We start from the raw sequence: 13,934 nt of genomic DNA, 5'->3' as shown, positions 1-13,934 counted from the left end.
AGCCAGAACGACATATTGAAAATAAGGCACTGTTGCAAAGATCTGGCGATGGTAGACTGATGCCACTGTTTAGTTGACGGAGCAGTACATCAAGTAGGCAGCCTGACGGCTGCGACTTGTTATGGCCTGCGGCGACTGTTATAACCTCAGCTCCCACTTCTTCTGTGAAATGATTATGCTTCCCCGCTTCGCCGATATCTTTCAGCAAGGCAACCGCTGGCTTAGCTGGTTTCACAAACAGCCTGAAGGTTCTGTTCGTCCCGCTGTCATTGAGGCCGTCACTAAAATCATGGCCTGCAGCACCACGCTCATGGGATACACATGCTGGCAATGCCCTGACCCCGGATGTGGTCACTCAAAAACGTCTGTTTTCGCTGTAAAAGCCGCTCCTGCCCACACTGCGGCGTAAAAGCCGGCGAAGTCTGGATACAGTATCTTCTCGCCCTGGTGCCCGACGGTGAATGGCAGCACATCACCTTCACCCTCCCCTGTGAGTTCTGGCCCCTGATAGACCATAACCGCTGGCTGCTCGCCGAAATGAGCCGCCTCGCGGCAGACGTTATCCTGGAAACCGGCCGACGCGGCGACTTTCTGTCGGGCTGCTTCAGCGTCATCCATACCTGGGGGCGCGACCAGCAGTGGCATCCGCATATTCACCTTTCCACAACGGCCGGCGGGATTACTGACACCAGTACCTGGAAGAAAGTGCAGTTTTACGCCCGCAACGTGATGCCGATGTGGCGCTGGCGTATCACTGACCTGCTGCGCCGGGAATTCTGGCGGCTGGAGATACCGGCAACCCTGGCTGCAGAAAGTCGCAGCAGGCAGGACTGGAATCGCTTTCTGGACCGGCACTACAGGAGAAAATGGAATGTGCGGGTGTCGAAGGTGATGGACAACGCCACGCACGTGGCGATGTACTTCGGGGCTTACCTTAAGAAGCCCCCGGTGTCGATGAGCCGGCTGGAGCACTACGCCGGGCGGGATGAAATTATCATGCGCTACCGCAGTCACCGGACAAAGCAGGAGGAGACGCTGACGCTGAGCGGGGATGAGTTTATGGAGCGCTTCTCCTGGCATGTGCCGGAGAAGCGGTTCCGGATGGTGCGGTATTACGGTTTTCTGAGCCCGTCAAAGCGGGCCGTGCTGGAAGTCGTGTATCTGTTAACAGAGACGCAGCGTAAAACGGCGCGGAAGGTGACATGGCGGGGGCTGTACCAGCGGCTGCTGAAAGTGGACCCACTGGCGTGCATTTTGTGCGGGAAGATAATGTGTTTCGGCGGGCTGAAACGGGGGCTGCGGCTTGCGGAACTGATGGCCCGGCATGAGCAGCTGGCGCAGATGAAAATGTGCGGTTAGGCGCGGATGCAGGGAAGATCCGTCCGCAGCGCAGGGAAAGTTTAAAAAACGCTCAGCTAATCGACGTTATCGATAAATCAGAGATTATCGATTGAAGTAAACAATCACCTAGCCTCCGTCAGCGCTGGCCGGGAGTCAAAAATGGTGGTTATTTGTTGTTCAGTCTCGGGTTTTAATTCCTATCAATGGACTCGGCCCTCACGGTCAAAGCGTTGCAGATGGCCTGGGAGCATCGGGGGAAGCCAACAGGAGTGATGTTCCACAGTGACCAGGGCAGTCACTACACCAGCCGCCAGTACCGGCAGGCTCTGTGGCGCTGTCGAATAAAGCAGAGCATGAGTCGACGCGGTAACTGCTGGGATAATGCCCCTATGGAACGGTTCTTCCGGAGCCTGAAGACCGAATGGGTGCCGACGAAGGGCTATAACAGCTTCAAAGAAGCTCAGAGCGCGATAATCCGCTACATCACGGGCTATTACAGTGCCATCCGGCCCCACTGGTATAACGGTGGGTTAACGCCAAATGAATCAGAGCGGCTGTTCCACGAACAGTCAGGTCGTGTGGCCAAAATTAGTTGACCACTACACTGCTCGTTATCATGAGCGGGTACTTCCTTCGCAGAAACGCTGGGTGAAAGTGTCGCCAGTGTGCGGTGTCGGCTGCTGACAACAGAGCGTAATCACCACGGGAGTCACCCCACGCACGTAAATGGTAGTGAGTGAGGGGGCCGTACTCTTGTTCCAGATGGATTATTTTCTGAATGCATCGACAATTAGCCCCGATGATACGTCCGGTAAGCTGACCGTTGACAACCTCCAGTTCAGTGCCGGTCAGCTTCACTCCCAGCCTTTGTGCAAATGGCCGAAGAATTATCACGGGTGAAGCGGAACACAGTGTGACAATAGCGCCTGAACTTATCTCGGCGTCAACGGCCAGGAGCCCAGCCGGGCGCATCAGTCGGTTCCAGTAACGTTTGCAAAAACGTTCAGCCTGTTCAGCTACCCAGGCAGCTTCGACGCCAGTCAGAAATGTTTCCACCAGAATACCTTTCAGTTCGTCACGAGTTAATCTGCCGGTCAGACAAGAAAGCGCAGGAAGCACCATCCTGATAATGCGGCGGGTAAATACTCTGTAGCCGAAGGCAAAACGAAGAAAGGGTATAAAGCTGTCATGCCGGGTGAGCGTGCCGTCAAAATCGAATACAGAGAGCGTGTTGTCGGGCGTGATATTCATACAGGTGTATCCTTTTCAAAGCTAACGAACAGCGGTAAACATTGGCTACAACGTTGCTTTCGGGATAACCAGTTTGTAAGCGTGCTGAACATTACCTTCATCATCCGGGGTCACCGCCCAGCCACATGTGGCAAACAGCTCCGTCACGGCCTCAACATTTCCGGTAATGCGAACTGCCAGGGGATAGCGTACCCTGCCGTTTGCATCAAAGCCATTATCAATGCCGCTGCGCAGGGCGTAAATGCCGTTAATGCCAGCGTTCAGCTTCACCGCGTAGCGGCCGGTCCACTCACGGTCGGTCAGCAGGTTATAAACCCAGCCAGCATCTTTGGCGAGTTCGAAAGCGTAGGTCAGGCGGAACAGGTCATTCTGGTCGCAAAGTTTTCCGTTACAGGAACGCCAGAGGTAATCGAGTTTTTCAGGCAGCCGGGCCTTCATGCCGAGAGTTCGCCCCTGGTCGAGCAGCCATTCGATATCCGGGTTGACGCTGCGGGGAAAGCGGCGCTGTTTCAGTGCCGTGGCCAGCCAGCGGGTCAGGAAGAGATTTTCCTGAGAGGCGGACTGTACGATGCCGTCCCGCTTAGCCAGCGCCAGGGCGACGAGCCCACACCAGGCCAGGTCCCCGGCTTTATTCAGCTGTGACATGATTCTGCTTCTCCCTTGCATCCAGTCTGGCTTTGATGCGCTTCACCTGAAGGCGGGCATATGCCGCTTCCTTTGCCGTGACGATACCTGCAGGTTCACCGTAGATATCGTAGCGGGTTTCTCCTTCTCTCACGCATCGATGATACTGAATCCTGCTGACGACCACCATGACGGCCTGTATCCACTGTCCGAACGTCATTCCGCAGTCCGGGTTGGCTTCGATGTACGCCTTCACCTGCTCTTTGATACCCACCTTCATGGGACGGAGAATCCCTTTATCAAACTCAGGCCACAGGGCGGGGAATGTCCTGACAAAAAGAGCTATTTTGTCCCGGCTTTTCCGGGCCTCTTTGTTGAGCGGCTTCGCCTCACGTGGAGCAGTCTCTGCCGTCACGGCTTCCGTGCTGATTTTCGCAGGCACGGCATCAGGCTCAGTCACTTTCAGTCGTGATTTTTTAACCACAATCACAGGGGCTTTTTTCTCAGGCATCAGCGGCTCCGGGTGCAGGGGAATAACGCTTATATTTTACCATAACACAATGATTTACATAATAAATATAAGTGAGAATTGAGCACGGAAACCGTTTTAAGATGCGCGTCAGCGCATGGGAGGCGCAGAGCGCCGGAGACCCCCGCAGCGAAGCGAGGACGAAAAAAGCATTACGGCTTCAGCCGTAATAATTCCCCTCACTGCAAAGCCCAGTCAACCCATCTTATAATCTCACCAGAGCTTCTGTGCGCTGTCGGAGTGGTCACGGCAAGGCGTAGCCGCAGTCGGGGCGTATCTCCGCGTTAGCGGGCCGTCAGGGCCGCTTACGGGCGTGTACACCAAACCCCACAGCAACACCTCCTACAGCCACACAAATCTATAGTTACAACATCCATCATTAAAAGCGACGTCATTCCCGGCCCTGCGGGCCGGGGGCGGCGGGGCTTTTCAGTGGTGGGTTCCGGCGCTGTTGCTGCCGCTGTGCACGGTTTGGGTTTGCTCCGGGTGGTGATGAAAGGTGTTTTGCGACGGTCTGCGCGAACGGGGCCCGCCGCTTGCGGTGGGAGGCACTTAATGGGCTTGTTCCCTGTCCACAGGGCCGGGAACGGACAGGTTTTCCCCTTAGACGAAGGTATTTAAGTTCTTTATATGAACTATAGAGCAGGGGTTTAAAGGGAATCACGCACCTTGTAAGCCTCTCGTCTGGCAGTTACTGCGGCTCTCGTTTTGTGGTTAGTGAGAAATTCCCTTGCAGTTATGAGTGGATAACGGAAATTGACGGTGATGCTGTGTGAAATCTGCGGGTTTTGGTGGGGGGTGAGGCCGGGATTTTGACGTCATGGCGTGTGGATGCGCGTTTGAGTGGCTGATTTTTGTGCGGCGGCGAGGTTCAGGCGTGGGGTGGCCTCCGGCGTCAGCCGGATAATTCGGGGGGATGGGGTTATGTTGTGGCCAGTCGGGTGTAGTGGCCGTTCCGGGACATCAGCATGCGCTCTTTGACGCGTCGCGCCACTTCACGCTTCAGGGAGTCCAGATTCCACTCCAGCTTCCCTGCAGCCATCTCACGCGTCACCTGCTGCCGGACCAGTGCCTCAATATCTTTCCGGCTGCGGTCCTGGTCACGGCGTGCCTGACGGCGTTTCAGGCCGTGCTCGCGGCGCTCCCCGCACCAGGTGCGGAAGCGCTCCCTGACGTAGCGCCAGGCTTTTGCTATCAGCTGGTCGGTTTCCAGTGCCTCAAGGCCCTGCTGTTTACGCTGTTTGTTCTCCCACTCCACACGGCTGCGTCGCGCAGCCAGTACAGCGCTCTCGGAAATATCCAGCGCGTCAAACAGCGCCCGGGTGAAGGTGATATCGGTCGGCAGGTTGCAGCCTGTCTGGGCGTCATACTCGGTCTGGTATGTGATAAGGCCCAGCTCTGCCATAAAATGCAGCGCCCGGGTCGCCCGGGTGATGGACAGGTTGCCGGAGTCCGACTCTGTCGCCAGGCCACACTCGATGGCCAGCGTGGTAATGGAGCACTGGACGCGGTTGGCCAGCGGGTCGTAGTGGAAGCACAGCCCCTGCAGCAGCGCATCGATGGCACGACGACGCAGCACCGGCGGCTTACGCTTACGCTCGCCCAGCGAACGCGCGAACGCCACATGCATCGAAAAATCAAAACGGGAGGTGAAGCCTTCGGCCTTCGTCATCAGCTTCTGACAGAACGGCAGCGTCTTCCGGTTTTCACGCGAGGTGAACGCCGGATGCGGATTTTTTACCTGGCTGTAATGTGGGCTAAATACCTGATTATGTGGCACGCCTTTCTGCGCTTATGTTGCACAGAAGGAGTAAATCGGTAGACAGTATTTGATTTCTGTTTTCCATATTCATATACTCCCCGCATAGAGCAACAGCTTCTATGCAGTTTATGAGAGACCCCCGTTAATCTTCCAGTCGCCAAACTCAAAAGATTATCGGGGTTTCGTTTTTTATGGGCCGGTAAAACTTCCCGTTCCCACTTCCTGCCACCTTATGGCGTGGCCCGCCAGTTAATTCATTTCACGAACAGCAATCTATCACTCGAAGCTGTCTTTAGCAAGATTGTGATAAGGTCACAGCGATTCTTTGCGCCTAAGACTTTCCTGCTCTAGCAGTTGTTCAATAAACTCAGCTTGAGTCAGACCATCCTCCTCACAAAAACTCACGAGAGAATCTTTTAAAGAATTCTGGATATAAATATTCAGATTCTTGTGGGTTTCGCTCTTTCGGATAAGTGAGGCCCGTTTCCTCTCATAATCAGTCATCGGCCTGCCTTTCTGGTAAGACCGCTTCGGTTTTGATGAGGTTGCGGCTGCATTTTCTGCCTGCGACATCTCAGCTTCCCCATGTAATTAATAGACATAATGTCCAGAGGGTACACCAGATTTCAGCCACGGGCTATCGCGTGAAATGTGTTGGCGCACACTTCACCAATTTTTTTGGTCGTGAAAATGAAGGTTTTGCGTTTCAGGTCACTGGCGAAATGACCTTTACTGCTAACGCAGGTGACGTGCAGAACTTGCTTCTGCGCGACTCTGGGGTTGGACAACACCGCTCTGGGGTGGCGTCAGTTATTGGAGTGGTTATGTTATTTTGCCGCAGGTTATGACACCATTTTTTCGTAAACGGATATCACTCTCTTGGAATGATGCTACCGCGACGTTGCTCCTGCTGCGCCGGTTCCAGGCACAGGGGACTTGAGTGTGGTAAAATGTTCCCTCACGACATGCGTTAATCCGAAAATACAGTCAAGGTGCGAACACCCCTCAATAATTCGGCTGCTCACTTCGGGATTTCCACAGCTTCTGAAAAATTCATCCATTCGGTTCGCATCAAACAATTCATCATGCTCCGCAAGCATAATCGCTACCGGAACAGAAATTCTTTTTAGCTGCTTTAACGGATTTCGTGGGGTAAGGGCGTTTGCCATATTTACGCTATAGCACTGAACAAAATCTGGTCTCGATTTGATAAGTTCCTGAGGAAAATGAAGTCTTACACCAGTGCTGTGCCCACAGAAGAGACCTGCGCTCAGTGCGTTGATGATGAAAGGCCAGCGGTTTACCGATGCGAAAGGAACAGAAAAATTCCGGTTCAGGTTTGGTGGTGAGAAGGGGCCTGGTGCAGGGGAAAGCAGTATCAGGCTTTCAATACCCCTCGGTGAAGAGTGTTGAGTAAAGTAATTTATCAGCATACCACCACCGCTTGAATGACCAAGCAAATGAATTCTGGCATTGGCGAAGGAAGCCCGGGCATAGTCAATGACTATATCAACATCCTGCCAGATTTGTTCCGGGCTGGAAACATCCCCTCTGTGACCCGTTGAGCGGCCGTGACCACGGATATCTACAAGATAAACGCAGGCGGGTAGAGCCTGGCTCAACTGTCGCGCCAGAATATCGTAGCCTGCATCAGAGTTTACTCCACCTCCGTGGTAAACGATAAGAATCTCATCCGCAGATGTTTTTGAGTCAAATAGTCTGATATTCAACTCATTGGACAGGCTTTCAGAGGTGTAATCAGAGGACGGTAACGAGGCGTTAAGCTGCTCATAACGTTCGACAAAACGGGTGAAGTCAATCACGTCATAGATACCTGTTAATAAAACTGGGCCCAATGTATAGCATTCTGCAAAATCCCGGAAACAAACAAACTACCGGTTCTGCCTGTACCGGGTAAGCCTGCGACCGGATGAGCTATCTTTACACCACCGGAAACAACAAGATAGCCTTCTACATGAAAAACATACTTACGCCAGTAGCCATAATCCCCACAGCAAAAGCTCGCGTCAGCCAGATACTGTTAGTAAACAGATTTTTTAATACGCGCCCCGCGATGGCATACGCCAGGAAGCACACATAGGCAATCAGAGCTATAGGTAGAAGGATTATCACTGTCTGGCTCGCCACAGACGAACTTGTTTTGATGAATGACGGGAAAAATGCGACGAAAAAGATAATCGCTTTCGGATTGGCAATGGCCAGTAAAAACCCCTGGTTAAATGCCGTTAGCATTTGTGTCTTGATTCCACCATTATCATCGGCATCGATACGTGGCGCTATAAACAAGCGAACTCCGATATAAATGATGTACCCAGCACCAGCAGTCCTGACAACAGCCATTAGCCCGTCACTGACCCCGCCAATAGTATAGATAACCAGCAAAGAAATCAGCGCCTGTAGAAGAGACGCAACCACATTCCCCAGTGCCGCCATATTCCCCAGCATTAATCCGTGTTTCTGTTGACAGGTATTCATAGCGAGCATCATTGAAGGCCCCGGAATTATAGACGCAATAAAAATGGTGGCACAATATGTGATAAAAACAGGCTCAATCACATTTACCCTCCTGTGGTGAATATCTACTCATTATACCGTAATTATTCTTGTTTAGATGGTTTCTTCTCCTGCGCCAGAAATACCATGGTGGCGCTGTCGGCCGTGGCATCGACTGAGAGCGGAAGCTAGGCTGTGTCCCTTAATTGCATAACCTTTTGTAAAACAGTCTGATACAACCCAGTTTAACCATCGCCAGATAATTCCTCGCCGTTTTTTTCGTAACGTGTGGCTATGCGTTCAGGCGACCAAAGTGATCTTGACCCGCCATCTCCGGACAGCTTTTGTATCTTAAGTTAACGATGCCCGCTGCCGCCGGTATTCCCTTGGGGAGTGATATCCCAGCGCGCTGTGCGGGTGGTTTTCATTGTAATGCGTGAACGCTGCTGCAAGGTTTCGCAGTGCTGTTCTTACATCCGGTTTTGGCATGAACGCGATATAGTCTTCTTTCATCGTTTTCACGAACCGTTCGGCCATGCCAGGTAGCGTCTTAGGGCGTGGTGTAAATTCAGCAGGATGGTGAGAGCCATCGGCTTATCCGGTAAGGTAATGGTTACTAAGACATTATCTGAAAAGGAGTCAACCGATGGCTGACAACAGCATGACATTCAGCAATACCCTGATGCAACTCGGCGGTGAGGACTTTCTGCGTGAACTCACTGAATTTATGCTCAACCGCATCATGGAAGCCGATGTCACACAGCGTATTAACGCAAAGCCCCATGAACGCAGTGATGAGCGGGAGACTTACCGCAATGGCTACCGTGACCGTCAGTACAACACCCGGCTCGGTACGCTGGACCTGCGTATCCCGAAGCTGCGTGAAGGCACCTACTTCCCGTCCTTCCTCGAAGCCCGCAGGCTGTCTGAGAAAGCGCTCAATGCGGTTATCCAGGAAGCGTGGATAAACGGCGTCTCCACCCGCAAGGTTGACGCGCTGGTCCAGTCGATGGGAATGACCGGCATCTCCCGCAGCCAGGTGTCGTCCATCTGTCGTGGCATAGATGAGCGCGTACAGGCGTTCCTGCACCGACCACTGGAGGGGGAATGGCCTTACCTGTGGCTGGATGCGACTTACGTGAAAGTGCGCAAGAACAGCCGGGTGGTCAGCGTGGCCGTTATAATCGCCAGCGCGGTTAACCTGGATGGACGCCGGGAAATTATCGGAATGGGCATCGGCGAGTCAGAAGCCAAAGCGTTCTGGCTGGCCTTCCTGCTGAGCCTGAAGGAGCGCGGTCTGGAGGGCGTGAAGCTGGTCATCTCCGACTCGCACAGCGGTCTGAAGGCGGCGATACAGCAGGTGTTCTCCGCCAGCTGGCAGCGCTGCCGGGTTCACTTCATGCGCAACGTGCTGAGCCGCGTCAGCAGGGCGAACCAGTCGGTGGTACGTGCGGCACTGCAACAGGTGTTCGTGCAGACCGACGAGAAAAGCGCCCATGCCACCTGGCGTGAGGTTGCCGGTCAACTGGAGAAGAGCAATCCGGCAGTCACGGAGATGATGGACGAGGCCGAAGCAGATGTGCTGGCATACTTCAGCTTCCCTAAAGCGCATCGGGTGAAGATCCACTCCACCAACACACTGGAACGCCTGAACAAAGAGGTGAAGCGGCGTGCTGACGTAGTGGGCATCTTCCCCAATGAAGAGAGCATAACCCGACTTCTGGGGGCCGTGCTGACGGAACAGAACGAGGAATGGCTGCTGCAGAACCGTTATCTGCCACAACATACTATGACGGAGATAGACCAGGCCGCTGAAACTGAAGTAATCGAGGCGCTGCCACTCAGCGCTTAACAGACATATTACCGGACCGGAAGGCCGGATCTGAATTTACACCACCTTGACAGACTCGCCCCCTGTCCAGCTACTTCGACACCGTACATCACCGACTGCTGATGAAAGCCGTCCGCCGCAGGGTCAGTGATGCCCGCTTTATGAGCCTGTTGAGGAAAACCATCAAGGCCGGGCATGTTGATGCCGGTCTCTTTCGGGCGGCCAGCGAAGGCGTGCCACAGGGCGGTGTGATCTCGCCATTGCTGTCGAACATCATGCGCAATGAGTTCGATCAGTATCTGCATGCATGCTACCTGAGCGGAAAAGCCCGAAAGGATCGCTGGTACTGGAATCACAGCATCCAGCAGGGCCGAAGTACTGCGGAGAGGAGAGGCAGGGAAATAGTCCGACTACGCCCAGCCTCTTACTCTACTCTGGACGGGTAAATGCTGGGCTTACCTGGCGGTGGTGCTGGACTTATTCGCCCGTAAACCGGTGGGCTGGGCCATGTCGACGTCGCCGGACGCGGCACTCACGGTCAAAGCGTTGCAGATGGCCCGGGAGCTGCGAGGTCGTCCAACCGGCGTGATGTTCCACAGCGACCAGGGGAGTCACTATACCAGTCGTAAATATCGGCAGGCACTGTGGCGCTGTCGGATAAAGCAGAGTATGAGTCGGCGGGGTAACTGCTGGGATAACGCCCCTATGGAACGGTTCTTCCGAAGCCTGAAGACCGAATGGGGGCCAACGAAGGGGTACAACAGCTTCAACGAGGCCCAAAGTGCGATAGTCCGCTACATCACAGGCTATTACAGTGCCATCCGGCCTCACTGGTATAACGGCGGTCTGACGCCAAACGAATCTGAACGACTGTACTACTTACAGTCTAATGTGGTGGCCAGTATTAGTTGACCACTACACCCTTTCACGCGCTCAGCCACCTGTTCGCGGTTTTCTGCAGAGTCTGTGTTGGTCAGCAACTGACGGGCTTCTGCCGGGTTTCTCTCCTGCATCCACGCCACCGGCGTCCCACGGCACGTTTATGCCGGGCGAAATGCTTTATCCAGACGCGGAGCCAGATAAATGACTCAACGGTGAAGCGTGGAATGAACGACTATAATCCCACGCTCAACCATTATCTCATCCAGATTTCCAAGCTGAGTGAGTAAGCCAGAAACCAGCGAACACACTGAGCAATAATATCGACAGGATAGTGCAGCGTTTGAAGGCTTTTCGGATCAGCGGCATAGTCAGGTAACATCGAAAAAAAGTATGTTATCTGACCACTTCTTAATGCGACAGAGCCTTTTACCTGACAAATGCTTAATGCAACAGAGCTACTAAATCTGCGTCATTATGCGTTTTCGGATTATAAACTTAACGGCAGTTCAATGCCGATGCTAGCCCCAACATCGTCGCTGGCGCTGTGGTTTGCATCGGTATACCACACGGAGGTATTCAGGCGTACCGTCGGCATGACATCACCGCTCCAGCCCAACTGTACGCCCTTGAGCGTATCGGCGTGCGGGAAGGCTTTATTGATTCGCTGATTCTTCGGATTGACTTCAGCGTAGACCAGCCGCGCGCTCCAGCGCTGATTGTCTTCGGTCACCAGTTCTACCTTGCCGGCATACAGGCGCCCATCGCCACCCATGGCATCACCCAGCGGATAGCCCTGCTGGTAGTACCCATCTTTGTAAATAAAGTGAGTATAGATGTAGTTGGTGCGTCCCATATTCGAGCGGGTATCATGGGCCTCCAGATACCAGTTAACCGCGTTGTTATTCCACTGATGGTGACCTTCCACGCCGCCAAGATACAGATGAGCTGAGGGTAAATATCCGGCTTCATCCTCGCCGATCATCTGACCATACACGCTCACCGGCCAGCCCAGAGTTGGCGCCAGCTTGAGTTTGAAATCAAAACCGGCCAGCTGATTACCGGGATCGTCGGCCGATTCGCCGGTGTTATCATTGCCGGTCAGGCCATCCCAGAAGCTACTGAATGACGAAGGGCGTCCTTCACCGCCCCGCTGCATAATGCGCGAAGCTCCCAATTCCAAAAAGGTGAACGGTGAAAACATCAGACGACCGGCGAAGATTTGAGTATGCGGTACGGCGACGTACTGGTTCATCTGGCTGGCAGAAAGTTGATACTGCCACGGGCCAATCCAGCTTAGCCATGAGGTTTCTGGCGCACGCTGTTCTGCACGCTGTAGAAGAAAACCGGTCATGGGACGCGCGGCATCGGAGCGAATCAAACTCCCTTCATAACCCGGTCCCCACCACTGCGGGATTTGCCCGAACGCCAGCCACTGGTTCCACAGTTTTACCGCACCGTATGCGCCGTTGGCGTTAACCCTGGAACCGTTGTCGATGCGTTTGTCGCCTTCAACATTGCCCTGCAGATGCAGATCCCACCATTCACCGCTGTTGTTCAGAGCGAGAGAAAGCGACTGGTCAGCGGGGTAAGACTGGGCAAACCCTTGCGGGGTTCCCGGCTTATCAGTGGAACTATAACCGGTAACGCGCACCTCGGCTTTGAGCGCCCTTAAACGCTGATTTACCCGTCTCAGAACCACCCGCTCTGCGGATGTAGTCGGATGAGCATTGGCCAACACGCGGTTAATCTCTTCTTCGCTCAAAGGCCAGGTAGACAAACTTAAGGAAAGGATTCCGCGGTCGGATAACCAGGCTAAATCATTGCGGAATTCGTTATCGGCTAGGACAAGGCCAGAGGCGAAACTAGAGGAGCTAACAGCAACGGCAAACGCCATTGAGAGCACTTTATGTGCAAAGTATTTCATCGTTTCAATTCCATTATTTCTCGTCTGAGACTTACATTTTTTTACTTTAATCGGATATGGTAATGAAAATAACTAAGAGCCTATCCCAACAGGTTTTATTCCATACAAGGATACTGTACTGGGCAAGCTAAACAGGACACTTTTTCTCAGTCAGTCGCTCATAAAGAGCAGGAGGAGACTCTGACTCTGGCGCTGAGAGGGGATGAGTGTATATTGCTCTAACTGACAAAGAAAGTGGATATGTGCTGCATGGTGTTTATGTCACAACTGGCGGTGGAATCTTTAAATCTGAAAAAATTCAGATAATAGTGTATGAAAGCCACTCAGAAGAGGATTCTGAACCGCACTGTAGTGGTCAACTAATTTTGGCCACACGACCTGACTGTTCGTGGAACAGCCGCTCTGATTCATTTGGCGTTAACCCACCGTTATACCAGTGGGGCCGGATGGCACTGTAATAGCCCGTGATGTAGCGGATTATCGCGCTCTGAGCTTCTTTGAAGCTGTTATAGCCCTTCGTCGGCACCCATTCGGTCTTCAGGCTTCGGAAGAACCGTTCCATAGGGGCATTATCCCAGCAGTTACCGCGTCGACTCATGCTCTGCTTTATTCGACAGCGCCACAGAGCCTGCCGGTACTGGCGGCTGGTATAGTGACTGCCCTGGTCACTGTGGAACATCACTCCTGTTGGCTTCCCCCGATGCTCCCAGGCCATCTGCAACGCTTTGACCGTGAGGGCCGAGTCCGGCGACGTCGACATCGCCCAGCCCACAGGTTTACGGGCGAACAGATCCAGCACGGCGGCCAGATAAGCCCAGCATTTTCCCGTCCAGATATAGGTCACATCGCCGCACCAGATCTGATCCGGCGCTGTTACCGCGAACTGCCGGTCGAGATGGTTAGGTATTTCAACGTGTTCGTTCCCGCCGCATTTGTATTTATGCGCCGGGGCCTGACAACTGGCGATATCCAGCTCTTTCATCAGCTTACCTGCAAGCCATCGCCCGAGTCTGACGCCCCGGCCGCTGACCATCGTGGCGATACTTCTCGCGCCAGCAGAGCCACCACTGGCATTCCAGACTTCACTGACGAGACTCCGTTTGACGGCCCGCTCAGCGTCAGAATCCCTGCCATTTTTACGAATGTAACGATAACTGCTTCGGTGAACACCGAACAGCCGGCACAATGGCGCTACCGGGTAGTGCGCCCTCAGACTGTCGATTATCGTGAACTTTTCAGGGAGTCCGACATCAAGAGCGCGGTAGCCTTTTTTAGG

General features: G+C 53.6%; 9 protein-coding genes and 8 pseudogenes. 5 read left to right on the top strand and 12 right to left on the bottom strand.

The window, feature by feature from the left end:
* The first annotated feature begins 175 nt into the window (after positions 1-175).
* A pseudogene (locus MKleb_RS28560) lies at positions 176-1,359 on the top strand (IS91 family transposase).
* Between the two features lie 179 nt (positions 1,360-1,538).
* Positions 1,539-1,937: pseudogene (locus tag MKleb_RS28555) on the top strand (DDE-type integrase/transposase/recombinase); the annotation flags it as partial.
* Here the strand turns inward: MKleb_RS28555 and MKleb_RS28550 are convergent.
* The 9 genes and pseudogenes from MKleb_RS28550 to MKleb_RS28510 all read right to left on the bottom strand — a co-directional run.
* Complete coding sequence (locus MKleb_RS28550) at positions 1,930-2,592, bottom strand: HAD family hydrolase (protein WP_217077054.1); 663 nt, start codon at positions 2,590-2,592, stop codon at positions 1,930-1,932. The pseudogene MKleb_RS28555 and the gene MKleb_RS28550 sit on opposite strands and share 8 nt — an antisense overlap.
* A gap of 45 nt (positions 2,593-2,637) precedes the next feature.
* Positions 2,638-3,237 (bottom strand): DUF2913 family protein, encoded by a 600-nt coding sequence (locus MKleb_RS28545; protein ID WP_217077053.1) that lies wholly within the window; start codon positions 3,235-3,237, stop codon positions 2,638-2,640.
* Positions 3,221-3,727, bottom strand: coding sequence for a ProQ/FINO family protein (locus MKleb_RS28540; RefSeq protein WP_217077052.1), 507 nt, complete (start codon positions 3,725-3,727; stop codon positions 3,221-3,223). Before MKleb_RS28540 ends, MKleb_RS28545 begins: the two co-directional genes overlap by 17 nt.
* Positions 3,728-4,667: 940 nt before the next feature.
* A complete protein-coding gene (gene repA / locus MKleb_RS28535; RefSeq protein WP_217077051.1) occupies positions 4,668-5,525 on the bottom strand; it encodes an incFII family plasmid replication initiator RepA in 858 nt (285 codons plus the stop codon).
* A gap of 294 nt (positions 5,526-5,819) precedes the next feature.
* On the bottom strand, positions 5,820-6,080 hold the full coding sequence (repA, locus tag MKleb_RS28530; protein WP_217077050.1) for a replication regulatory protein RepA: 261 nt from the start codon (positions 6,078-6,080) through the stop codon (positions 5,820-5,822).
* Between the two features lie 317 nt (positions 6,081-6,397).
* Positions 6,398-7,330, bottom strand: coding sequence for an alpha/beta fold hydrolase (locus MKleb_RS28525; RefSeq protein ID WP_217077048.1), 933 nt, complete (start codon positions 7,328-7,330; stop codon positions 6,398-6,400).
* Positions 7,331-7,478: 148 nt separating this feature from the next.
* Entirely contained in the window at positions 7,479-8,084 is a 606-nt protein-coding gene (locus MKleb_RS28520) for a LysE family translocator (protein ID WP_217077047.1), read from the bottom strand.
* Positions 8,085-8,223: 139 nt separating this feature from the next.
* Positions 8,224-8,320: pseudogene (locus MKleb_RS28515) on the bottom strand (IS5/IS1182 family transposase); the annotation flags it as partial.
* Between the two features lie 52 nt (positions 8,321-8,372).
* Positions 8,373-8,561: pseudogene (locus MKleb_RS28510) on the bottom strand (integrase core domain-containing protein); the annotation flags it as partial.
* A 106-nt stretch (positions 8,562-8,667) separates the two neighbouring features.
* Here MKleb_RS28510 and MKleb_RS28505 point away from each other — a divergent pair.
* The 3 genes and pseudogenes from MKleb_RS28505 to MKleb_RS28495 form a co-directional block, all read left to right on the top strand.
* Entirely contained in the window at positions 8,668-9,873 is a 1,206-nt protein-coding gene (locus MKleb_RS28505; RefSeq protein ID WP_217077045.1) for an IS256 family transposase, read from the top strand.
* Between the two features lie 62 nt (positions 9,874-9,935).
* Positions 9,936-10,241, top strand: a pseudogene (locus MKleb_RS28500) (reverse transcriptase domain-containing protein); the annotation flags it as partial.
* 34 nt (positions 10,242-10,275) lie between these two features.
* Positions 10,276-10,764 (top strand): annotated as a pseudogene (locus MKleb_RS28495) (IS3 family transposase); the annotation flags it as partial.
* Positions 10,765-10,867: 103 nt separating this feature from the next.
* On the opposite strand, the pseudogene MKleb_RS28490 reads toward MKleb_RS28495, so the two are convergent.
* The 3 genes and pseudogenes from MKleb_RS28490 to MKleb_RS28480 form a co-directional block, all read right to left on the bottom strand.
* Positions 10,868-11,100 (bottom strand): annotated as a pseudogene (locus MKleb_RS28490) (IS6 family transposase); the annotation flags it as partial.
* A gap of 121 nt (positions 11,101-11,221) precedes the next feature.
* Positions 11,222-12,628 (bottom strand): capsule assembly Wzi family protein, encoded by a 1,407-nt coding sequence (locus MKleb_RS28485; RefSeq protein ID WP_416381405.1) that lies wholly within the window; start codon positions 12,626-12,628, stop codon positions 11,222-11,224.
* A 385-nt stretch (positions 12,629-13,013) separates the two neighbouring features.
* Positions 13,014-13,931, bottom strand: a pseudogene (locus MKleb_RS28480) (IS3 family transposase); the annotation flags it as partial.
* Between the last annotated feature and the right edge of the window lie 3 nt (positions 13,932-13,934).

The organism is Klebsiella sp. PL-2018 (genome assembly GCF_019048985.1).
Lineage (GTDB): Bacteria > Pseudomonadota > Gammaproteobacteria > Enterobacterales > Enterobacteriaceae > Klebsiella > Klebsiella michiganensis.
Note: the sequence above shows the minus strand (reverse complement) of the source record. Positions and strands in the feature narration are given on the sequence as shown.